At 67.1% G+C, this 20,713-nt stretch carries 21 protein-coding genes and 1 riboswitch; of the genes, 9 read left to right on the plus strand and 12 right to left on the minus strand.

Annotated elements, in window-relative coordinates; all coding sequences use genetic code 11:
- Positions 1 to 38 precede the first annotated feature (38 nt).
- The 4 genes from IFT55_RS10050 to lipB form a co-directional block, all read right to left on the minus strand.
- Positions 39 to 173: an entericidin A/B family lipoprotein gene (locus IFT55_RS10050; protein ID WP_192091652.1), complete on the minus strand. Its 135-nt coding sequence runs from the start codon at positions 171 to 173 to the stop codon at positions 39 to 41.
- Between the two features lie 332 nt (positions 174 to 505).
- Complete coding sequence (locus tag IFT55_RS10055; RefSeq protein WP_192091654.1) at positions 506 to 1,177, minus strand: hypothetical protein; 672 nt, start codon at positions 1,175 to 1,177, stop codon at positions 506 to 508.
- Between the two features lie 217 nt (positions 1,178 to 1,394).
- Complete coding sequence (locus IFT55_RS10060; RefSeq protein ID WP_192091656.1) at positions 1,395 to 1,667, minus strand: hypothetical protein; 273 nt, start codon at positions 1,665 to 1,667, stop codon at positions 1,395 to 1,397.
- A gap of 69 nt (positions 1,668 to 1,736) precedes the next feature.
- On the minus strand, positions 1,737 to 2,450 hold the full coding sequence (lipB, locus tag IFT55_RS10065) for a lipoyl(octanoyl) transferase LipB (protein WP_192092078.1): 714 nt from the start codon (positions 2,448 to 2,450) through the stop codon (positions 1,737 to 1,739).
- Positions 2,451 to 2,512: 62 nt separating this feature from the next.
- Between lipB and IFT55_RS10070 the strand changes: the two genes are divergently transcribed.
- Both IFT55_RS10070 and IFT55_RS10075 read left to right on the plus strand, forming a co-directional pair.
- A complete protein-coding gene (locus IFT55_RS10070) occupies positions 2,513 to 3,349 on the plus strand; it encodes a hypothetical protein (RefSeq protein ID WP_192091658.1) in 837 nt (278 codons plus the stop codon).
- Positions 3,346 to 4,077: a hypothetical protein gene (locus IFT55_RS10075; protein WP_192091660.1), complete on the plus strand. Its 732-nt coding sequence runs from the start codon at positions 3,346 to 3,348 to the stop codon at positions 4,075 to 4,077. Before IFT55_RS10070 ends, IFT55_RS10075 begins: the two co-directional genes overlap by 4 nt.
- On the opposite strand, the gene IFT55_RS10080 is transcribed toward IFT55_RS10075, so the two are convergent.
- Genes IFT55_RS10080 through IFT55_RS10095 form a run of 4 tightly spaced genes read right to left on the minus strand, consistent with a single transcriptional unit; the run spans position 4,050 to position 7,279 of the window.
- Positions 4,050 to 4,643 carry a GNAT family N-acetyltransferase gene (locus IFT55_RS10080; protein ID WP_192091662.1) on the minus strand — a complete coding sequence of 198 codons (594 nt, stop codon included), beginning with the start codon at positions 4,641 to 4,643 and terminating at the stop codon, positions 4,050 to 4,052. The two genes, IFT55_RS10075 and IFT55_RS10080, sit on opposite strands and share 28 nt — an antisense overlap.
- A gap of 1 nt (position 4,644) precedes the next feature.
- Complete coding sequence (hemF, locus tag IFT55_RS10085; protein WP_192091664.1) at positions 4,645 to 5,487, minus strand: oxygen-dependent coproporphyrinogen oxidase; 843 nt, start codon at positions 5,485 to 5,487, stop codon at positions 4,645 to 4,647.
- Between the two features lie 32 nt (positions 5,488 to 5,519).
- A complete protein-coding gene (locus IFT55_RS10090; RefSeq protein ID WP_192091666.1) occupies positions 5,520 to 6,308 on the minus strand; it encodes an ABC transporter ATP-binding protein in 789 nt (262 codons plus the stop codon).
- On the minus strand, positions 6,302 to 7,279 hold the full coding sequence (locus IFT55_RS10095; protein ID WP_342029281.1) for a FecCD family ABC transporter permease: 978 nt from the start codon (positions 7,277 to 7,279) through the stop codon (positions 6,302 to 6,304). The genes IFT55_RS10090 and IFT55_RS10095 overlap by 7 nt, the downstream gene beginning before the upstream one ends.
- Positions 7,280 to 7,533: 254 nt before the next feature.
- On the opposite strand from IFT55_RS10095, the gene IFT55_RS10100 reads away from it, so the two are divergent.
- Positions 7,534 to 8,355, plus strand: coding sequence for an ABC transporter substrate-binding protein (locus IFT55_RS10100; RefSeq protein WP_192091670.1), 822 nt, complete (start codon positions 7,534 to 7,536; stop codon positions 8,353 to 8,355).
- Positions 8,356 to 8,369: 14 nt separating this feature from the next.
- On the opposite strand, the gene IFT55_RS10105 is transcribed toward IFT55_RS10100, so the two are convergent.
- Positions 8,370 to 10,304 carry a TonB-dependent receptor plug domain-containing protein gene (locus tag IFT55_RS10105; RefSeq protein ID WP_192091672.1) on the minus strand — a complete coding sequence of 645 codons (1,935 nt, stop codon included), beginning with the start codon at positions 10,302 to 10,304 and terminating at the stop codon, positions 8,370 to 8,372.
- A gap of 176 nt (positions 10,305 to 10,480) precedes the next feature.
- Positions 10,481 to 10,692: riboswitch (cobalamin riboswitch) on the minus strand.
- Positions 10,693 to 11,034: 342 nt separating this feature from the next.
- On the opposite strand from IFT55_RS10105, the gene kduI reads away from it, so the two are divergent.
- The 6 genes from kduI (at position 11,035) to IFT55_RS10135 (ending at position 18,472) form a co-directional block, all read left to right on the plus strand.
- On the plus strand, positions 11,035 to 11,874 hold the full coding sequence (gene kduI, locus IFT55_RS10110; protein ID WP_192091674.1) for a 5-dehydro-4-deoxy-D-glucuronate isomerase: 840 nt from the start codon (positions 11,035 to 11,037) through the stop codon (positions 11,872 to 11,874).
- Between the two features lie 96 nt (positions 11,875 to 11,970).
- Complete coding sequence (gene kduD / locus IFT55_RS10115) at positions 11,971 to 12,723, plus strand: 2-dehydro-3-deoxy-D-gluconate 5-dehydrogenase KduD (protein ID WP_192091676.1); 753 nt, start codon at positions 11,971 to 11,973, stop codon at positions 12,721 to 12,723.
- Positions 12,720 to 13,721 (plus strand): sugar kinase, encoded by a 1,002-nt coding sequence (locus IFT55_RS10120; protein WP_192092079.1) that lies wholly within the window; start codon positions 12,720 to 12,722, stop codon positions 13,719 to 13,721. Before kduD ends, IFT55_RS10120 begins: the two co-directional genes overlap by 4 nt.
- Positions 13,722 to 13,912: 191 nt before the next feature.
- Positions 13,913 to 16,471, plus strand: coding sequence for a PAS domain-containing protein (locus IFT55_RS10125; RefSeq protein ID WP_249403755.1), 2,559 nt, complete (start codon positions 13,913 to 13,915; stop codon positions 16,469 to 16,471).
- A 29-nt stretch (positions 16,472 to 16,500) separates the two neighbouring features.
- Complete coding sequence (locus tag IFT55_RS10130) at positions 16,501 to 17,664, plus strand: MFS transporter (protein ID WP_192091680.1); 1,164 nt, start codon at positions 16,501 to 16,503, stop codon at positions 17,662 to 17,664.
- Positions 17,665 to 17,710: 46 nt separating this feature from the next.
- A complete protein-coding gene (locus IFT55_RS10135) occupies positions 17,711 to 18,472 on the plus strand; it encodes a metallophosphoesterase family protein (RefSeq protein ID WP_192091682.1) in 762 nt (253 codons plus the stop codon).
- 234 nt (positions 18,473 to 18,706) lie between these two features.
- Here the strand turns inward: IFT55_RS10135 and IFT55_RS10140 are convergent, their stop codons facing one another.
- The 3 genes from IFT55_RS10140 to rplM form a co-directional block, all read right to left on the minus strand.
- Positions 18,707 to 19,456, minus strand: a complete 750-nt coding sequence (locus IFT55_RS10140) for a class I SAM-dependent methyltransferase (protein WP_192091683.1) — start codon at positions 19,454 to 19,456, stop codon at positions 18,707 to 18,709.
- Between the two features lie 156 nt (positions 19,457 to 19,612).
- Positions 19,613 to 20,173: a 30S ribosomal protein S9 gene (gene rpsI / locus IFT55_RS10145; RefSeq protein WP_192091685.1), complete on the minus strand. Its 561-nt coding sequence runs from the start codon at positions 20,171 to 20,173 to the stop codon at positions 19,613 to 19,615.
- Entirely contained in the window at positions 20,173 to 20,652 is a 480-nt protein-coding gene (gene rplM / locus IFT55_RS10150; protein WP_192091687.1) for a 50S ribosomal protein L13, read from the minus strand. The genes rpsI and rplM overlap by 1 nt, the downstream gene beginning before the upstream one ends.
- Positions 20,653 to 20,713 lie beyond the last annotated feature (61 nt).

Here is a 20,713-nt window from a genome sequence, read left to right on the forward strand (position 1 = left end):
CATCGTCCGAACCGCCTGTTCCACCCGTCCTGGACGGCTTACTTCGTTTCGTTGGCTGCGCCCGAAACCGCGTCGCCCGCCGACGATACGTCCTTGCCGACGCCTTCAACGGTGTTGCATGCGCTGACGGCCAATGCGCCTGCGACTATGACCATGCTGAAAATCTTGCGCATCATAACCTCCATGTGCTGCGGGTCGCCCCGCGGTCGGCAAAGGAATGTACGACGCGGCGTTTCGTTCCGGGCGACCAATGACCTGCCACAACGAAAAAGGCTCCGCAGGTCGGGGGAAGGACCTGCGGAGCCTGTATTCTATACGGCAAATGTGGGCCCGGCGGTGTTACCGGGGGGGGGAGGGTTCACACCCACCGGGCCCTGTCTTGGATAGCGAAAGCGGGGGGGGCATAAGGTCGCTATCCGCATTGCATAACGGGACTTCGGCGGGTTTGTTCCGAGAATTTTAAGCATTTGGTCCGGTTTCGGATTCATCCTCGGAACGCCGTCGGTCAGATCGGAAACGCCCCGCAGCGCTTCGTCTGCCACACGCCCTTGCGCCAGCATTTGCGGTTTTCGAACTGGTACAGCCGGACCGGGCGGACATAGCCGAGGTTCCGGGTGAACTGCTGTTCGCTATAGGCGGTCAGCGAATTGCGCATCTTGCGCATGCGAAGCTCGGCGAATTCGCCCAGATACCCGCGGGGGATGAAAACCGCTTCTTGACCGATCTCACCCGCAGCCTGACAGAAGCCCAGCTGCGCCGACACGGTGGAGAAACTGGAATATACGCGCGTCCCGAACTGGTCCAACGCGGTCTGCCCCGCCCGCCCCTTGCCGGCCGTCCGCTGAAAATAGCCGGCGATCAGATCGTAGCTCTTCTTCAGTTCGTCGGCGTGGTTGAAGAGCAGCGCATTGTAGCTGGACAACGCTAGCAGCGTCGGTTCGAACTGGCACTGGAGCGCGGCGACATTCAGGCCGGCGCGCAGGTTCCACAGCACCGCGGCACGAAGCTCCTCGGGCGTGGCGCCAGGCAGCGCCTGCGTGGTCACGCCCGGTTCGGCACCGGTTACGCGCGCACCGTCGAGGTCGAGCGGCTTGAGGAAAAACTGGGCCGATGCGGGCGTTGCCGCGATCGAAAGGGTGGCTGCGGCCGCCGCCGCAAGGATACGCACTACGCTCATCAGAACCTCTCTCAAGCGCGGATCGGCGCTTTCGCAAGTCGTGACGGTTACGGAGTTTTCGCGGTCAGCCCAAGCCCAATCTTGCGCATTCCGCCCACGGTTCGGCGCATGCAGGCGTAACGATCGCAAACCGGATTCGGCGCTCCGGTACGACCGACGTGAAAAGGGCCGCCCGGTCGCCCGGACGGCCCCTTCATAATCACCGAAGAACGGTGGATTACATCGCGTTGGTCATGCCCATGTCGTTCGACATCATCATGCTGTCATTCGACATCATGCTGTCGTTCGACATCATCATGGTGTCATTGCCCATGGTGCCGTCAACGGCGGTCATGTTGTCCGACATCGTGCCGTCCATCATCTCGGTCGAGTTCAGGTCGGTGATCGTGGCGTTGTCAGCTGCGGTTTCGGTGTTGCCACCGCAAGCCGACAGGGTCAGTGCCGCTGCAGCGACGAGCGAACCGGTCAGCATCTTGGAAATTGCACGCATAATAGAAGCTCCCTAAGCAATGGATAAGGCGGCGTTGTATCGCCGTTAATACCCAATCCGCTCTGGACGTTAGTCGAACGGGCCACCCGCCTCAAGTGTCGTTTTCGCACACGCGTTCAAACTGTGGAGAAAAGCGGGCAATCCTGTGGCAAGAGCTTGATCGAAGTTGCTAGGATAGATCGTCTTTCCCAAATCCCGGGCGCTCGTGACCGGGTATTCGGCAATGCCGCATGGCACAATTCCGCCGAAATGCGTCAGATCGGGCGAAAGATTGATCGAAAATCCATGCAGTGTGGTCCATCGCCGCACCCGCACGCCGATGGCGCCGATTTTTGCTTCTTTGCCGCTATCGGCTGTCCATATTCCAATCCGGTCGGGTACGGCATAGGCTTTAATACCCAGGATCGCCAGAGAATCGATGACCCAGGTTTCGACCGCGTGGACGAATCGGCGCACGTCGCGGCCGCGTTTGTTCAGGTCGATCACGAGATATCCGATCCGCTGTCCCGGACCGTGATAGGTATAGCGTCCGCCGCGTCCAGCGGCGAATACCGGGAAGCGGGCATCGAGCAGTTCGGCCGGATCGGCGCTGGTTCCGGCCGTATACAAAGGCGGATGTTCGAGCAGCCAGACCAGTTCGTCCGCCGTCCCGTCGGCGACGGCGGTGGCGCGCGCTTCCATCTCGGCCAACGCCTGTGGGTATTCGACCTGACCGTGGGTCACGCGCCATTCGATACGCTCGGCAGTGGCGCAGGGTGGGACAAAGGGAGAATCGGGGGCCATTTTCATTCTATGACACTATGGGTACAGCACGGCCTTCGGACAATCGTGGAGCGAGCGCAACGATGGTGAGTATCGGCACGACATGGGACCGCACGGTGGATTTCGTGCGCAGCCATCTGGGCACCGTGATGCCGGTCGTCATCATCACCCAGTTCCTGCCGGGCGTCGTGTCCGGCAGCCTGGAAGGGCTGGGGCAGGACGGCGCGACGGGTACGCGTATCGCGCTGGGGATACTGACGCTGGCGGTGTCGATCGTGTCGCTGTGGGGTGGGCTGTTCATCACCGCGCTGGCCGCGCTGGAGGGGGGACGCGCCACCGGCGCGATCGCACGCGATATCGCGACCCGCCGGTTTCTGCCGCTGGTCGGGGTATCGATCCTGCTGCTGCTGATCGTCGCGGTGGCGATGCTGCCCGGTGTCCTGATCGCGATGGGCAGCGGGTTCGACTTCGCCGGCCTCGCGGCGGGAGCCGAACCGGCCCCGGAACAGTTCGCCGCGCTGGGCCCGGCCGCGCTGTATTTCGTATTGGTCGGCCCGTTCCTGCTGTGGCTGTTCGCACGATTGTTGCCGGTGACGGCGGTAGTGGCGCTGGAACGGCGTGGTGCCGGTGCGATCCCGCGCGCCTTCGCCCTGACGCGCGGAATGGCGCTGAAGCTCATCGGGGTGCTGATCCTCTATGCCATCGTCGCAGGCGTCGCGATGATGGCGGTCAGCGCGGTGTTCGGCGCGGTGTTCGCGCTGTTCAGCGATGCCGAATCGCCGGTCAGCATCGGTGCGGTCGTCATCGCCATCGCCATCTCTGCCGTTTCGGCGGCGCTGGCGCTGTTCCAGTCGGCGTTCATCGGCAAGCTTTATCGCGGGATCGTCGGAGAAGAAGACAAGGCGGCCGTGTTCGAATGAAAATCGATTCTGGCGCCGCGTGCCGCGAGGCACTCGGCATCTGGCGCCGCGACCGCGACGTGATCGTCGCGGTTGCCGGCGTCTTCTTCTTTCTGCCGACGCTTGCCGCCGCGCTGTTCATGACCACCGGCGGCGGGCCACCCGCCGGCGACGTCGCGCCCGAAGAGGCGATACGCGCATATGCGGACGTCCTTTCCGCGAACGCGCACTGGTTCATCCTGCAACTGGCGGCGGAGTTGACCGGCATCGGCGTGTTGCTGGCGCTGCTGCTCGATCCGGCGCGGCCGACGGTGGGGGCGGCATTGCGCGACGCGCTGCGGCGCCTGCCGATACTGATCGCGGCGATGGTCGTCGTCAGTCTGGCGAAGGTAGCCGGATTCTTCATGCTGTTCGTCCCGATGCTGTATGTCATCGGGCGGGTGTTCGTCGTGTTGCCGGTGCTGATGGCGGAACGGGAACGGTCATTCGGCGATGCGATCCGCCACGCTGTCGCGCTGACGCATGGCAACGTCCTGCAACTGCTGTCGCTGTCGGGGCTGATCTTTTTCACCGGACAGATGGTGGTGCTGTTGCTGAGTGCGACCGCGCGCATCGTATCGTCGGGCGGCGGCAATCCGGTGACCGCCGCGATGCTGGCGGCGGCGGTCGCGGCGGTCGGATCGGCGATGACGATCGCGTTCACGCTGGTCCGCGCAACGGTCTATCGCGCGCTGTCCAGCAAGGGGTAATGCGGCGCGGCGTCGTTCGGCAGGATGCCGGTGACACGCGGATCGGGGAAGGTTTCCACCGTCCGCTGATACGGGACGAACCCCGAGCGCCGATAGAATGCCAGCGCGCCGGGATGGTCGAGCGTACAGGTGTGGACCCATACCCGCACGACGCCCGGTCCCCATGCCAGTGCGAGGGCGTTGGCCATCAACCAGCGCCCATGACCCTTGCCCGCCAGTTCGGGGACCAGCCCGACATAGGACAGTTCGCACGCGCCGGCATGCCGCCCGTCGAGTTCGAGCATGCCGACCTCGATCCCGGCACGGTCGACCACGGCCCAGATGCGAACCGCCCGATCATGGATGATCGCGGTCAGGGCATCGTCGCGCATCACCAGCCGCGAGAACCACAGCCATGGTCCGCCGACCCGCCGGAACAGCGCGCGATAGCGGTCGGGCGCGGGGCGTTCCCACCGCACCAGCCGCAGCGGCGATTCGGGCAGCGGGGCGGGCCGGGGGCGTGCGACCATTTCCAGCGAGGTGACGACCGTCGCGACTTCGCCGTCCGCCACCGGGATCAGCGCCATATCAACTCCACGTCGCGAGCGGCGGCAGGCTCATCAGGATCGCATCGATATTGCCGCCGGTCTTCAGCCCGAACAACGTACCGCGATCGTAGACGAGGTTGAATTCGGCATAGCGTCCGCGCCATTCGAGCTGTCGCGCCTTGTCCGCAACGTCGAACGGCTGGTGCATCCGCCGCCGGACGAGGTCGGGATAGATGTGCAGGAACGCATCGCCGACGTCGCGGGTAAAGGCGAAATCGGCGTCGAAGTCCCGGTCGAGATGGTCGTAGAAGATGCCGCCCACGCCGCGATGAACCTGCCGGTGCGGAATGTAGAAATAGTCGTCGGCCCATGCCTTGAACCGCGGATGAAAGGCCGGATCGTGCGCGTCGCACGCCGCCTGCATCGTCGCATGGAAATCGGCGGTGTCCTGTGGATACGGGATCGGCGGGTTGAGGTCCGCGCCGCCGCCGAACCAGCGCTTCGTCGTGACAAGGAACCGCGTGTTCATATGGACCGCAGGCACATGTGGGTTGGCCATGTGCGCGACGAGGCTGATCCCGGTCGCGAAGAAGCGCGGGTCTTCCGCCGCGCCGTGGATCGATCGGGCGAAGTCGCCCTCGAACGTGCCGCCGACGGTCGAGACGTTGACGCCGACCTTTTCGAACACGAGTCCCTTCATCACGCCACGCACGCCGCCGCCGCCGGGTGCGCCCGACGGGTCGATGCGGTCCCATGGGGTATAGTCGAAGGCGGCATCGGAGCCGGCTTCGCGTTCGATCGCTTCGAACGCGGTACAGATGCGCGTGCGCAACGATTCGAACCAGGTGCGGGCGGCGGATTGCTGTTCGTCTAACGGAGCCATGGCGCGCGGTGTGGCGGGCCGGGGCGGGGGGGTCAATGGGACGGAATGTCCCGTTCGATCGCGACGGGCACGATCATCGGCCCGGCCTCGCTCTTGCCGAACCACGCCCGCACGCCGAACACCGACGCGAGGTTGCCGGGCGTCAGTACCTCTGCCGGGGTGCCGTCTGCGACGACGCGTCCCCCGTCGAGCAGCAACAGCCGGTCGCAGGTTCGCGCGGCGAGGCCGAGATCGTGCAGCACCGCGATCACCAGCCGTCCCGCGTCGGCCTGCGCACGCAGCAACGCCGCAACCTCGATCCGGTGGCGGGGGTCGAGCGATGCGAGCGGTTCGTCGACGATCAGTGCCGATGCCCCCTGCGCCAGCGCGCGCGCCAGCAGGACGCGGGCGCGTTCGCCCCCCGACAGCGTCGTCGCATCGCGCGTGGCCAGCGCGGTGACATCGACCTGTGCCATCGCGTCGGCGATCGCGGCGCGGTCGATGGCGGTCATGCGCGACAGCGGGGCGAGATGCGGCAGGCGGCCGAGCGCGACGACGCGTTCGACCGACAGCGACCAGTGCAGCGATTGTCCCTGCGGCAGATACGCGACCTGTCGCGCGATCGATCGCGGGCTTGTCGCCGTGATCGGCCGATCGTCGATCGTGACGCCGCCTGCGGTCGGGACCAGCCCGAGCAGCGCGCGGACGAGCGTGGATTTGCCCGCGCCGTTGGGGCCGAGCACGCCGACCATCGTACCGGGCACGAAGCGGGCGGTGACGTCCGCCAGAACCCTCCGGCCGCCGAGATGCACCGCCAGCCGGTCGCATGCGATCGTCACCATTGCCGTCGTTCCCGCAACAGGTGGATGAGGAACACTGGCACGCCCAGTATCGCGGTCACGACGCCCAGTTTCAGTTCGGTCGGCGTGGGGATAGCGCGGATGGCGGTGTCGGCCAGCGTCAGCAGCACCGCGCCGGCAAGCGCGGACGGCAGCAACGTCGCGGATGGCGACCGGTCGGTCCATGGCCGGACGAAATGCGGCACGATCAACCCGACGAAGCCGATCGCCCCCGACACCGCCACCGCGCCGCCGACACCGATCGCAATCCCCAGCAGCAACCGGATGCGGACGCGGCGAAGGTCGACGCCCAGCGCTCGGGCGCCATCCTCCCCCAGCGTCAGGGCATCGAACGCCCGGCCATCGACGAACAGCAGCGCGCCGCCGATCGCGACGCAGGGGAGCGCGATCCAGACATGCTGCATCGACCGGTCGGCAAGCGATCCCATCAGCCATGTCGCGATCTCCATCGCGGCGAACGGATTGGGCGACAGGTTGAGCGCGAGGCTGATCCCCGCGCCCGCGAGCATCGACACCGCGATGCCGCCGAGGATCAGCGTCAACGCGCTTTCCCCCCGTCCCGCCAGTGCGAACAGGAGCAGCAGCGCGACCAGCGCGCCCACGATCGCGAGCAGCGGCAGGGCGAGCGGCTGGACGGCGGCGAGACCGAAGTACAGCGCAACGACCGCCCCGAGCGCCGCGCCGTTCGATGCGCCGAGCACCGCCGGTTCGGCGAGGGGGTTGCGCAGATAGCCCTGCAACGCCGCCCCGCCGAGGCCAAGCATCGCCCCGACCAGAAGCGCGACCAGCGTGCGGGGAAGACGTAGCTGGAACAGGATGGTGGCGGCGACGTCGTCGGTATGGGCGAAGGCCGCGAGAATGCGGGCGGGGGCGAGCGCGACCGGCCCGACCGCCAGCGATACGGCGGCGACGACGAGGCAACCGAGCAGGAGAATGAAGACGGCCCGGGTCACGCCAGTTCCTTCCCGACATGGGGAAGGGCATTGGCCAAAGGCTGGTAGAGGGCGGCGTTCTCCTCCGCAGCGGTTGCGTGCCGGGCATGCTCCCCCCGCCATCGTTTCGCGACGGTCCCCGGCATCGGGTCGACCATGCCCCGCAGGCCCGAGGATCGTGCGGGGGGCGATCCGGCCCGACGCTCCAAGCCGGGGCGGAACCCGGACCCGCCGAAACCGCTTGCCCTCCGACGAAACTCCGGCCCATTGGCCCGATGCGCCGTCTGCTCCCGCTGCTGTTGCTCGCCGGTTGCGGTCCGGCCGTTACCCGACCTGTGCCCGAAACCGTGCGACCGCAGCGGATCGTGTCGCTCAACCTGTGCGCCGATCAGCAGTTGCTGGCACTGGCCGACGACGATCAGATTGCGGGGCTGACGCGATTGTCGCGCGATCCGTCGCTGTCCGCCGGGGCGGCGCGCGCCAGCCGGTTGCCGGTGATCGATGCGTCCGCCGAAGACCTGCTGCATCTTGCCCCCGATCTGGTGCTGACCGATGCCGGGTTTCCCGCACCGGCACTCGCGGCGCTGCCGGACCGGCAGTTTCGCACCGTGCCGCTGAACTGGGTCGCGCGCTATGACGATATCGTCGCGCAGTTGCGACAGGTGGGCGATGCCGTCGGCCATCGTCCGCGCGCCGACGCGCTGGTGGCGCGCATGGACCGGGCGCTGGCGCGGATCGACGGCGCGGCGGGCGGGGGCCGGGTTGCCGCCGATTATCAGCGGCGTGGATATCTGACCGGGTCGGGGACGCTGGTCGACGAATTGATGGGCCGGGTCGGGCTGGTCAATCTGGCGACGCGGCTGGGCAAGCCGGCGCTGTCGCAACTGTCGCTGGAGGAAATGGTCGCGGCGCGCCCCGACCGGCTGCTGCGCAGCGAGGATGCGGCGGTGGTCGATCGGGGCACGGAACTGCTCGCCCATCCCGCGATTCGCCGGATCGGCCGGATCGACCTGCCACAGGCGTGGACCGTGTGTGGCGGCCCCGCCTATGTCCTTGCCGCCGAACGGCTGGCCGACGCGATCGCGCCCGCGCACTGATCGGCGGCGGTCCATCAGAAGCCGGCGCGGATGCCGGCATAGGCGGCGCGACCCGGCGTGCGATAGGTGAACACGTCCTCATACCGTTCCGCGAACAGGTTCTCGACGCGGGCGAACGCCTGTAACCGGTCGGTCAGCTTGGCATCGGCGGCAAGGTTCACCAGCACATAATCGTCCAGTCGCACCCGTGGTCCCAGCGGCAGGTTGGTGAAGTTCGAATCGAACGTCTTGCCATTATAGCGTGCGGTCAGCGTCGCGCCGAACCGGTCGGCGGGTGCGCGCCACGTGACGTTGGCCGATGCGATCTGTGGCGGGCGGCGGACTTCCTCGCGTTCCGCCTCGATCGCGTCGAGATAGGTGTAGGCGAGGTCGATCAGGAACCCTGCGCCGACCGGGGCGTGCGCCGCGACCTCGATGCCGCGCTGGCGCGACCGGCTGGTGCGATTGGCGGGGGACGAGACGAAGGTCGGGCTGAACGTCGTGAAGATCTCGTCGCGCAGGACCGATCGGAACAGCGTCGCGCCGATCCGCATGCCGGGGGCGGGGACGATGTCGACGCCGGCTTCGATGCCTTCCGACTTTTCGGGCTTCAGGTTCGGGTTGCCGATGAAGCTGCTCGGATCGAAGCCGAACAGTTCGTAATTGGTCGGGTTCTTGATGCCCGATCCGGCGGCGGCGCGGATGCGCAGGGCGGGGACGATCGCATAGCTGCCGCGGACCCGCCACGTCGTCGCATCCTCGAACCGGTCGTTCAGGTCGCGACGCAGCGATGCGCCGAAGCCGATATCGTCGCCGACGCGCAGGTCGTATTCGCCGACGATGCCGACATTGTCGGTGCTGCGTCCGTCATTGGCGGGGGAGGGGGCGAAGACCGCGACCGACCGGAACCGCTCGCGTTCGAAGTCTGCGGCCAGCGTCACGGCGTGGCGCAGCGTGCCCCCGGTGAAGCGGGCGGTGCTGTCATAGGCTGCCTTGAACCGCTCGCCGCGATTGTCGGAGGTCAGGTCGCCGCCCGATCGTGCGCTGCGATGGGTGTCGTTCAGCTGGACCGTCGCCGCCTGCGTCCATGCGCCGTCCATCAGGTCGAGCTCGGCGCGGACGAGGCCGAGGAAGCTGCGCGATGTGGTGGCGTCGTCGCCGTCGACCACGAAGCCATAGGTGGGCGAGGTGAAGTCGAAATCCTGCGGCGCGGTATCGGCCTGCAACCGGCCATAGCGGCCGGTGGCGAACAGCCGCAGGTTGGGGGCGATGCTATAGGCCAGCTTGCCGGCCAGTTGCCGGTTGTCCGCGCCCAGATCGTCGTTGCCGATGCCGCGACGTGCCGCCGGGGTGCCGTCGGTCGATTGCAACGCGCCGGACAGGACATAGTCCAGCCCGCCGGTCACGCCCGCGACGCGTGCCGCCCCGCCGACCGTGCCGAACGACCCGCCCTCGATCCGGCCGCGCACGCCGGGTGCCTCCGCGCCATTGGCGGTGATGTAGTGGATCACGCCGCCGATCGCGTCGGAGCCATAGGTGGCGGATTGCTGACCGCGCAGCACTTCGATCCGGGCGACGTCGTCGGCGATCAGCGTGGCAAAGTCGAATTCGCCGAGGAACGGGTCCGATGCCTCGATCCCGTCGATCAGCACCAGCGTGTGGTTCGCTTCGGACCCGCGCAGCCGCACCTGCGTCAGACCGCCGGTGCCGCCCGACCGGCTGACGGCGACGCCGGGCACGTCGCGCAGGATGTCGGAGACGACGCGCGTCTGGCGATCCTGCAACGCCTTCGCATCGAGCAGCGTGAACGACGATCCGTTCAGATCGGCGGGAGTCCCGTCAAGCGAGCGCGAGCCGGTGACGAGGATCGTGTCGGCATCGCCGGTCGCTGTCGCTTCGCCCGGCAGCGCCTGTGCAAAGGCGGAGGTGCCGGCCAGCAGTGCGGCGACGGTAACTATGGTCTTGAACATCGGTCTTCCCCGGGGTGCCGTGACGGAGCGCGGCGGCGGGGACGTGCCGTGACGAACGGTCGGTATCGCGTTCCCGGCGGCAACCCCGCGCCCGGCTCACGATCCCGATGCGGCCCCCGCCGCCAGGTTCGTCGCTCCACACGGAGAACCGGCCTCGGCCTCCTCTGGGCCAGGGCAAGAGCGACCACGCGCCGGCAGGTCTCCTGGCTCGCGGGTCGTCGCTCGGCCAGCGCCTTCCCGGGAATATCCCAGTGGCTGCCGGTCCAGGGACCGGCGTGCAGGCTTCGCTCACCGCTTACAGTTGCAGGGACAGCCGCGGCATAGGGGCAAACCCCGCACCGCATTCCCGTTTCAAGCCCCGAGGGGCACCGGCGTGCTTCGGACCCGGCGTGACACCGGAACCGAGGCGGCCCCTAGCCGCCGCCACGAAACGTGGCAAGGACGGGTTGAACGGATCGTCAGGAAACCGGTGTCAAACTCAATGTATGATCGGAGGTCGCTGCTGTCTGGTATCTCCCATCATGTGAACACGCAATTCAGCCTTCGGAACCTGCGATGCTGAGCGAATACGGGAGGAAACGCGGCTTTTCCCGTCACGCCGCCGGTTCGCAACGAAAAACGGGTCGACGGGCGGGGCGCGTCGCTTTAGGAACGCCGCAGACCGTTTCGCACTGAACGACCGGCGCCGGGTCCACTTGATCCTGATACCGGTTACCTGATGGAGAGAGCCATGTTCGACCGCACCTATTACGCAACGCATCCCGATATGATGGAATGCGTTTCCAACGAGGAACTGCGCGACCGGTATCTGATCGAGGGGCTGTTCCGCGAAGGCGAATGCGTACTGAACTACACCCATGCCGACCGGTTCGTGATCGGTGGCGTCGCAGTAGGCGCGACCCCGGTGAAGCTGCCCGCACAGACCGAGCCGAAGTCGGCGGCGGGGCATCCGTTCCTTGAGCGCCGTGAGATGGCGGTCGTCAATGTCGGTGAGGTCGAAGGCACGCTGACCGTCGACGGCGAAGTGTTCACGCTGGGCAACAAGGATTGCGTCTACGTCACCATGGGTGCCAGCGACGTCGAGTTCAGCGGCGCGGGTGCACGTTTCTACATCGCGTCGTGTCCGGCGCATAAGGGCTTCACCACCCGCAAGCTGGGCATCGCCGATGCGAACGCGCTGGAGCGCGGCAGCCTTGAGGAATCGAACGAGCGGACGATCTATCAGCTCGTCATTCCCGGCGTGTGCGATTCGGCGCAGCTGGTCATGGGCCTGACGGTGCTGAAGCCGGGCAGCGTGTGGAACACGATGCCCCCGCACATCCACGAGCGTCGCAGCGAAATCTATTTCTACTTCGAACTGCCCACCGACAACGACAAGGTGTTCCATTACATGGGCGAGGGCGAAGCCATGCGTCACATCGTGATGGGCAACGAGGAAGCGGTCATTTCGCCGCCCTGGTCGGTGCACATGGGTTCGGGCACCCGCGCCTATGCCTTCATCTGGGCGATGGCGGGCGAGAACCAGGATTACACCGACATGAACGTGCTGGATATCTGCCAGCTCGCATAAGGCTGCGTATCCCCGCGCAGGTGGGGATCCAGCGCCGCATGCGCGACGCCCGTGACACTGGATCCCCGCCTGCGCGGGGATACGAGGAAGTACGACATGAACCCCTTCGACCTTAGCGGCCGCGTCGCGGCCATCACCGGCGCGAACACCGGCATCGGACAGGCGATCGCGCTGGCGCTGGCCGCCGCCGGTGCCGACGTGGCGCTGATCGGCCGCACGCCCGCCACCGACACCGCAGACAAGGCGCGCGCGCTGGGCCGCAAAGCGGAGATCGTATCGGCGGACCTGTCGACCATTGCCCCGGTCGCGGGCGTGGTGGAACAGACGATCGACACGCTGGGTGGCCTCGACATCCTGATCAACAACGCGGGTATCATCCGTCGCAACGACAGTCTCGATTTCACCGAGGAAGATTGGGACGCGGTGATCGACACCAATCTGAAATCGGTGTTCTTCCTGTCGCAGGCGGCGGGGCGGCACATGGTGGCGCAGGGTCGCGGCAAGATCGTCAACATCGCATCGATGCTGACGTTTCAGGGCGGCGTGCGCGTGCCGAGCTATACCGCGTCCAAGTCGGGCATCGGCGGGCTGACCAAGCTGTTGGCGAACGAATGGGCGGCGAAGGGCGTGAACGTCAACGCGATCGCACCGGGCTATATCGCCACCAACAATACCGCCGCGTTGCAGGCCGACGAGACGCGCAACCGCCAGATCGTCGAGCGGATCCCGGCAGGGCGCTGGGGCGATGCCGGCGATCTGGGCGGTGCGGCGGTGTTCCTGTCGTCGTCCGCGTCGGATTACGTCAGCGGGCATATCCTTGCGGTCGATGGCGGGTGGCTGGCGCGATGATCCTGTGCTTCGGCGAACTGCTGCTGCGCCTCACCGCGCCCGGCCGCGAACTGCTGATGCAGACCGGGCGGTTCGACGTGCATGTCGGCGGGGCCGAAGCCAATGTCGCGGTGGGCCTGAGCAATCTGGGACATGCGACGGCGATGGCCAGCGCGGTGCCGGACAGCCCGCTGGGCCGGGGTGCCGTGTCGGCATTGCGTGCGCAGGGCGTCGACTGTTCGCGCGTCGCCACGCGCGACGGCCGGATGGGTCTGTATTTCCTGAGCGCCGGGGCGGGGCTGCGCGCGTCGGACATCGTGTACGACCGCGCGGGGTCGGGCTTTGCCATCGCGCCGGAGGATGCGTGGGATTGGGACACGCTGCTGGACGGCTGTACCCGGCTGCACCTGTCGGGCATCACCCCGGCGCTGGGCGACGCCACGGCGCGCGCCGCGATCGCGGCGGCTGAAGCGGCGAAGGCGCGGGGACTGACCGTGTCGTTCGACGGCAATTACCGTGCCCGGCTGTGGGACGCATGGGACAGCGATCCGCGCGCGGTGCTGACCCGGCTGGTCGGGCTGGCCGACCTGTTGTTCGGCAATCATCGTGACGTGTCGCTGTTGCTGGGCAAGGAATTTTCGGGCGACGGCGAGGATCGTCGGCGCGAGGCTGCCGACGCCGCGTTCGCCGCGTTCCCGAACCTGAAGCACATCGCATCGACCGCGCGGCATGTCGACGATGCCGATCGGCACCGGCTGTCGGCGCGGATCGATACTCCCGCCGGGTCGGTCCAGACGCAGGAAGTTGCGATATCGGGAATCGTCGACCGGATCGGCGGTGGTGACGCCTTTGCCAGCGGCGTGCTGCACGCGTTGATGTCGGGACAGGACGAAGCGACCGCCGCCAGCTGGGGGCTGGCCGTTGCCGCCCTCAAACATTCGCTGCCCGGCGACGCCAGCCTCTTCCGCCATGCCGATATCGAGGCGTTCCTTGAGGGCGGACTGGACGTCCGTCGGTAAGGCGCCGCGAAACCATCCGCGCCGACCGGTGTTGAACGCGCCGGGGAAAACAGGGTTCGGTCGTATGACCTTCCCCGGATCGGTACGCATCGCTCCGTTCGCCCGATGATCGCGCCGCTTGCGCGCTCATGGTGCGGCGGGCAAGGTTGCGACATAGGATGAGGGCAAGCGGTAGGATGACGTCGAACGGCATGACCGATCAGGCCGCGAGCGACGACCGCCGCATTGCCCTTGAAATTGCCGGGATGGAAACGGGCACCGACCCGTTCGTGGCTGCGGTCCGCGCCACGCGCATGCCGATGATCATCACCAATCCCCGCCTGCCCGACAATCCGGTGGTGTTCGCCAACAATGCGTTCTGCCGGCTGACCGGATATGATCGCGACGAGATCGTCGGGCGCAATTGCCGTTTCCTTCAGGGCGAGGATACCGATCCGGTCGCGGTGGCCAAAATTCGGGAAGCGGTCGAGGAGGTGCGATCGGTCGAGGTCGACATCCGCAACTATCGCCGGACGGGCGAGCCGTTCTGGAACCGGTTGTTGCTGGCACCGGTCCATGACGCCGACAACCGGCTGGTCTATTTCTTCGCCAGTCAGGTGGACGTGACGCTTGAGCGCGAACGGCTGGCCGGGCTGGAGTCGAGCAATACCGCGCTGATGGCCGAGCTTGCCGGGCGGTTCCGCGAACAGGAAGAGCGCGAGCGCGAGATGCATTTCGCGCTGGAGGCCGGCCGGTTCGGGACATGGACGCTGGACCGCGCGACCTGTGTGCTGACCACGTCCGACATCTGTCGCACCAATTGCGGGTATCCGGCCGATTATCCGCCGTCGCAGGCCGAGGTGCTGGGCATCGTCCATCGCGACGATCGTGCCGCGCTGATCGCGGCGGTCGAGGCCAGCTTTGGCGGCAAGGGGCTGGAGATCGAGTTCCGCATCCGCACGGCCGGTGGCGAACGCCGCTGGATCGCCAGCCGTGGGCAACCGACGCGCGACCAGTCGGGGGAGGTCGTGCGGTTGACCGGCGTGTCGATCGACGTCACCGATTACAAGCGGCTGGAACAGATGCGCGGTGCGATGTCCGATCTGAACGACACGCTGCGCATGCTGGACGACCCGATCGAGATGGGCGTCGCGGCCTCACGGATCATCGGCGAGGCGCTGGGCGTCGACCGGGTCGGCTACGGTCTGGTCGATCGCGAGGCGGAAACGATCACGATCGAGCGCGACTGGAATGCGCCGGGCGTGACGACGATCGCGGGCGTGCTGCATTTCCGCGATTATGGTAGCTATATCGAGGATCTGAAGCGGGGCGAAACCGCCGTGGTCGCCGACGCGCGGACCGATGCGCGGACCGCACATGGCGCGGCCGAACTGGAAGCGATCAACGCGCGGGCGTTCATCAACATGCCGCTGACCGAACAGAGCGGAATCGTGGCGCTGATCTATGCCAATCACGGGGAGGCACGGACGTGGCGCGACGACGAGGTCGCGTTCATCCGCGAGGTCGCGGAGCGGACCCGTGCCGCCACCGAACGTCGCCGGGCCGAGCGCGAGCTGGCGGCGCTGGCCGCGTCGCTGGAGGAACAGGTGGCGGACCGGACCAACGCGCTGGTCACCGCACAGGACGCGCTGCGCCAGAGCCAGAAGATGGAGGCGATCGGTCAGCTGACCGGCGGGGTCGCGCATGATTTCAACAATTTGCTGACGATCGTCCGGTCATCGGTCGACCTGTTGCGCCAGCCGACGCTGACCGACGCGCGGCGCGAACGCTATCTGGGCGCGATCAGCGACACGGTCGACCGCGCGGCGCGACTGACCGGGCAGTTGCTGGCGTTCGCGAGGCGATCGGCGTTGCAGCCGACGGTGTTCGACGCCAACGATGCGATCGCCGCGCTGGGCGATATCGTGCGGACGCTGGCGGGATCGCGGATCGACGTCGTGCTGCGTCCCGGCGATCGTCCCGCGTATGTCGATGTCGATCCCAACCAGTTCGACACCGCGATCGTCAACATCGCCGCCAACGCCCGCGATGCGATGGCGGGGGAGGGGCGGCTGACGATCTCGGTCGACCGGATCGACGCCATTCCGGCGACCGCCACGCAGCCGGCGGTGCCGGGTGGCTATGTCGCGGTATCGATCGCCGATACCGGGTCGGGAATCGACGACGACACGCTGGCACGGATCTTCGAACCGTTCTTCACGACCAAGGGGCTGGGCAAGGGCACCGGGCTGGGGCTGAGCCAGGTATTCGGATTCGCCAAACAGTCGGGCGGCGAGATTCGCGCGACCAGCGTGCCGGGCGATACGGTGTTCACGCTGTACCTGCCCAACGTCGCCGCCCCGGAAGCACCTGCGCCCACGACGCGCGACGCCGACGGTGCGGTGGAGGGCGACGGGTTGCGCGTGCTGGTGGTCGAGGACAATGCCGACGTCGGATCGACGACGTGTCAGGCGCTGGAGGCGATCGGTTTCGTCACGACGTCGGCCGGGCATGGACAGGCGGCGATCGACCGGATCGAGGCGACGCCGGATGCTTTCGACATCGTGTTCTCCGACGTGGTGATGCCGGGCATCGGCGGGCTGGAGCTGGGGGCGTATATCCGCGAGCGGTGGCCGGACCTGCCGGTGCTGCTGACCAGCGGCTATAGCGACGTGATCGCGCGGCACGGCACGATGGGGTTCGAACTGCTGCACAAGCCCTATACCATCGCGCTTCTGGCCGCCGCGCTGCGCCGGATCGCGGGACGCTGACCCACGCGACCGTTCCCGCGCGCGGGTTCGTGCCGCTGTACGTGCTCGCCTATTGCGGGCTGTTCGTGGCGTTCATGCCGTTCGTATCGATCCTGTTGCCGGTCAAGGTCGCGGCGGTCGATCCGGGGAACCGCGTCACGTTGCTGGGATGGGCGGTGCTGGGCGGCGCGGTGGTCGCCAGCATCGCCAATATCGCGGCGGGGTGGTTGAGCGACCGGGGCTGGCGTCGCCATGGTACGCGCCGGCCATGGATCGCGCTGGGCCTGATCCTGATCGCGCTGGCGTTTGGTGCGGTGCATCGGGCGACGACCCCCGCGACGCTGCTGATCGCCGTCGCGGCGTGGCAGGTGGCGCTGAACCTGATGTTCGCGCCGATGGTCGCGGTGATCGCCGACGAGGTGCCCGACGACCGCAAGGGGCGGGTATCGGGATTGCTGGGCATGTCGCACCCGGTCGGCGTGCTGTCGGCGGCGGTGGTCACGCTGCCGCTGTTCGCCGGAGAAGCCGCGCGGTTCGTCGTCAACGTCGCGTTGTGCGTGGCGATGATCGCACCGTTCCTGCTGTTCGTGCGCGAACGCGGCGGCGGGGACGGGGGGAGCGCGACTCCGGTACGGGCATCGACGCCGCGGTCGCGGGCGGACCTGTGGCGTGCATGGATCGCACGGCTGGCGATGCAGGCGGCGGGCAACGGGCTGACAGCCTATGCCTTTTTCCACTTCGCCGATCTGTGGCGCGGCGGCGGCGATCCCGCCGGGCCGGTCGCGCGGGCGATGGCGGTGGTAACTGGCGTCGCGATGGTCGCGACGATCGTCGCCGGGCGGATGTCCGACCGGGCGGGCGGGCGCAAGCCGTTCCTCGGTGGCGCGACGGCGGTGGTCGCGGCCGGGCTGGTCCTGATGGCATCGGCCAGCGGGTTCGGCATGGCGACGGTCGGCTATGGCATGGCGATGACCGGACTGTCGGTCTTCCTTGCACTGCATACCGCGCTGGCGATGCAGTTGCTGCCGTCGCCCGCCACGCGCGGACGCGATCTGGGCATATTGAACCTGACCAACACGCTGCCCGCCTGCGTGCCCCCGATCCTTGCCGCGATGGTGCCGGCGGGAACCGGGCTGGGCGCGGTGTTCGTCGTGCTGGCGGTGCTGGCGGTGGCGGGCGGGGCCGCCGCGCTGTCGATCCGGACGGAGCGCTGAGCGCGGTCGCGCGTTTGCAGCTATTCGTATTTCCGGGGAGCCGTTCATGATCCGCCTGTTCCATGTCAGCGACGTTCATTTCGGCGCGGAGGACAAGGCGGCGCTCGCATGGTTCGGCGAAGCGGTCCGCCGGGAATTGCCCGACGCGATCATCATGACCGGCGACCTGACGATGCGCGCGCGCGCCGCCGAGTTCGAGGCGGCGGCGCAATGGTTGGAAAGTCTCGACCGGCCGGTGACGGTCGAAGTCGGCAATCACGACCTGCCGCTCTACAATCTGTTCGCGCGGTTCATCCGGCCGTATCGGCGGTACAAACGGCTGGAACGGATGATCGAGCGCCCGCTGGACATCAAGGGCGTCGCGATCGTGCCGCTGAAGACCACCGCGCGGTTCCAGTTACGCTGGGACTGGTCGAAGGGCTATGTCGGCAACAGCGGACTGGCGCGTACGCTCAAGCTGATCGAACGGGTGCCGGAAGGCGACCTGATCTTCATCGCCGCGCATCACCCATTGATCGATGTCGGCACCAAATCCAGCGGGGAAACGCGCAACGGCGCACGCGCGCTGGACGCGGTCGCAGCGGCCGGGGCGCATGCCGTGCTGTCGGGGCATGTCCACGATCCGTTCGATGTCGCGCATCGTAATGGCGACGCCACGCTGCGGATGATCGGCGCAGGCACGCTGTCGATGCGTACGCGCGACGATCCGCCGTCGTTCAACGAAATCCGGATCGAGGGCGGCAGGTTCGAGACGATCGCGCGCCGGATGGGTGCGCCGGACGAGGCGGTCACGGAACGGGCGGGGTGAGGGGCACAGCCATCGTAACCGTGCGTGCGAGGTAGGGGCTTAAGGTAGCCGAAGACCGTATCGAAGCATCCCGCTACGGTCCTTCGATACGCCATTTCGACAAGCTCAATGGCTACTCAGGATGAACGGTGGGATGCGATCTTTCAACAGCGTGACCGGATGGACTTGAGGCCTGACCGACTTGGCACCGGACCGACTTGGCGCTGCCTGCTATCGGATGGCCCGATCCGCCGTTTACGACAGACGCTGTCCGATCAACGTGCCCTTGGTCCCGCGATTGACGAGTTCGAAGCGGAAATTCGGCCAACGCTTCCGCCAGCGTTGGGCGACGATCCGCTCGCCGGGGCGTGCGCCGTCGTCGAGCATCACGATGCCACCAACCGGCAGCCGGTCGAACAGCGTTTCCGCCGCGCCGCGCACGAACGGATGGATCGTCCATGGCGGGCCGTCGATCAGGAGCATGTCGACCTGATCGGGCAACGAGTCGATGTCGTACCAGACCCCCGGCCAGTCGCCCGGCGACTCGACCAGTGGCGCGGCGCGCAGATCGGCCTTCACCCCATGTTCGGCGAGCCATTCGCGCGTCGCGTCGACGAAGCCGGCATGCTGGTCGAAGCTGATAAGCTGTCCACCGCCATGTTTGGCCAGTGCCGCACCGGTGACGAGACTGGACGCGCCGGTGCCAAGTTCGACGACGGTGCGCGGACGGTCGGCGGCGATGCGATCGACGATCAGCGAGAGATAGCCGGTATCGGCCTTCCAGCTACCCAGATTGGGCAGCGCGTCGGGGGCGAGGCCCAGATCGGCGATCAGCTTCGCCTTCACCGACCGCTTGCCGCCGGACAGGCTGCGCAACAGCCATGGCCACTGGATCGCGCCGAACGCGATGGTGAACAGCCGGTCGGACATGCTGCGCCGCAGTTCCTCGGGCCAAAGATCGGCATCGGCGAGGGGGAGCAGCGAAGTCTTGGCGCGCGATGTCATTATGGTCTCGTTCCAGCGGCCGCCGGCGTGGCGGACCGGCCCTGCTACCCGGTTGCGCGCGAAACGAAAAGGGCGGCCCGTAACCGGACCGCCCCATTTTTCGGCAGTTCGACGCAAAGCGGGAACTTGCTGCCCCGCCAGACGTGTCCTGTCGCCTTAGCGCTTCGAGAACTGGAAGCTGCGACGGGCCTTCGCCTTGCCGTACTTCTTACGCTCGACGGCGCGGCTGTCGCGGGTCAGGAACCCGGCGGCCTTCACCGGCGCACGCAGAACCGGCTCGTAGCGGGTCAGCGCCTGGCTGATGCCGTGCTTGACCGCGCCGGCCTGACCCGACAGGCCACCGCCCTTGACGGTGCAGATCACGTCATACGCACCGGTGCGGTCGGCGACGCCGAACGGCTGGTTGATGACGAGACGCAGCGTCGGACGTGCGAAATACACTTCCTGATCGCGGCCGTTGATCGTGATCTTGCCCGAACCGGGCTTCAGCCACACGCGGGCGACGGCGTCCTTGCGGCGGCCGGTCGCATAGGCGCGGCCATAGGCGTCGATTTCCTGCGCGCGCAGCGGCATGGTCGGACGCGGCGGTTCGACCGGTGCGACGGGAGCGTCTTCCCCGGCGACGTCGATCTGCGGCGCGGCCTGCGGAGCAGGCGCCGGTGCCTGCTGGCCCGTCAGGCCGGCGAGGTCGGAAAGGGACTGGCGGTTGTCGGACATTATGCGCCCACCTTGTTCTTGCGGTTCATGCCGGCGATGTCGAGAACCTGAGGGTTCTGCGCCTCGTGCGGATGCTCGGTGCCCTTGAAGATGCGCAGGTTGCGCATCTGGTCACGACCCAGCGGGCCGCGCGGGATCATCCGCTCCACGGCCTTTTCCAGAACGCGCTCGGGGAAACGACCCTCCAGCACCTTCTCGGCGGTGATTTCCTTGATGCCGCCGGCATAGCCGGTGTGCTTGTAGTAGACCTTCTTCTTCGCCTTGTTCGACGTGAAGCGGATCTTGTCGGCATTGATCACGACGACGTTGTCACCGCAATCGACATGCGGGGTGAACGACGTCTTGTGCTTGCCGCGCAGGACGTTGGCGATGATCGACGCAGCGCGTCCGACCACCAGGCCGTCGGCATCAACGATATGCCATTTCTTCTCCACCTCGTGCGGCTTAACCGACTTGGTGGTCTTCATGAGCGCCTTCATGGGGCTGACCTTTCGGGATAACTACCGCAGCCGGTCCGTGACGGACCGGTGCGAACGAAGG

The sequence above is a fragment of the Sphingomonas sp. CFBP 13720 genome (assembly GCF_014842075.1).
Taxonomy (GTDB): Bacteria; Pseudomonadota; Alphaproteobacteria; order Sphingomonadales; family Sphingomonadaceae; genus Sphingomonas.

Excerpts from the sequence above, each read along its gene's own strand:
- IFT55_RS10050 (WP_192091652.1), bottom strand. The coding sequence starts at position 173 with ATGCGCAAGATTTTCAGCATGGTCATAGTCGCAGGCGCATTGGCCGTC.
- IFT55_RS10055 (WP_192091654.1), bottom strand. The coding sequence starts at position 1,177 with ATGAGCGTAGTGCGTATCCTTGCGGCGGCGGCCGCAGCCACCCTTTCG.
- IFT55_RS10060 (WP_192091656.1), bottom strand. The coding sequence starts at position 1,667 with ATGCGTGCAATTTCCAAGATGCTGACCGGTTCGCTCGTCGCTGCAGCG.
- lipB (WP_192092078.1), bottom strand. The coding sequence starts at position 2,450 with ATGGCCCCCGATTCTCCCTTTGTCCCACCCTGCGCCACTGCCGAGCGT.
- IFT55_RS10070 (WP_192091658.1), top strand. The coding sequence starts at position 2,513 with ATGGTGAGTATCGGCACGACATGGGACCGCACGGTGGATTTCGTGCGC.
- IFT55_RS10075 (WP_192091660.1), top strand. The coding sequence starts at position 3,346 with ATGAAAATCGATTCTGGCGCCGCGTGCCGCGAGGCACTCGGCATCTGG.
- IFT55_RS10080 (WP_192091662.1), bottom strand. The coding sequence starts at position 4,643 with ATGGCGCTGATCCCGGTGGCGGACGGCGAAGTCGCGACGGTCGTCACC.
- hemF (WP_192091664.1), bottom strand. The coding sequence starts at position 5,487 with ATGGCTCCGTTAGACGAACAGCAATCCGCCGCCCGCACCTGGTTCGAA.
- IFT55_RS10090 (WP_192091666.1), bottom strand. The coding sequence starts at position 6,308 with ATGGTGACGATCGCATGCGACCGGCTGGCGGTGCATCTCGGCGGCCGG.
- IFT55_RS10100 (WP_192091670.1), top strand. The coding sequence starts at position 7,534 with ATGCGCCGTCTGCTCCCGCTGCTGTTGCTCGCCGGTTGCGGTCCGGCC.
- IFT55_RS10105 (WP_192091672.1), bottom strand. The coding sequence starts at position 10,304 with ATGTTCAAGACCATAGTTACCGTCGCCGCACTGCTGGCCGGCACCTCC.
- kduI (WP_192091674.1), top strand. The coding sequence starts at position 11,035 with ATGTTCGACCGCACCTATTACGCAACGCATCCCGATATGATGGAATGC.
- kduD (WP_192091676.1), top strand. The coding sequence starts at position 11,971 with ATGAACCCCTTCGACCTTAGCGGCCGCGTCGCGGCCATCACCGGCGCG.
- IFT55_RS10120 (WP_192092079.1), top strand. The coding sequence starts at position 12,720 with ATGATCCTGTGCTTCGGCGAACTGCTGCTGCGCCTCACCGCGCCCGGC.
- IFT55_RS10125 (WP_249403755.1), top strand. The coding sequence starts at position 13,913 with ATGACCGATCAGGCCGCGAGCGACGACCGCCGCATTGCCCTTGAAATT.
- IFT55_RS10135 (WP_192091682.1), top strand. The coding sequence starts at position 17,711 with ATGATCCGCCTGTTCCATGTCAGCGACGTTCATTTCGGCGCGGAGGAC.
- IFT55_RS10140 (WP_192091683.1), bottom strand. The coding sequence starts at position 19,456 with ATGACATCGCGCGCCAAGACTTCGCTGCTCCCCCTCGCCGATGCCGAT.
- rpsI (WP_192091685.1), bottom strand. The coding sequence starts at position 20,173 with ATGTCCGACAACCGCCAGTCCCTTTCCGACCTCGCCGGCCTGACGGGC.
- rplM (WP_192091687.1), bottom strand. The coding sequence starts at position 20,652 with ATGAAGGCGCTCATGAAGACCACCAAGTCGGTTAAGCCGCACGAGGTG.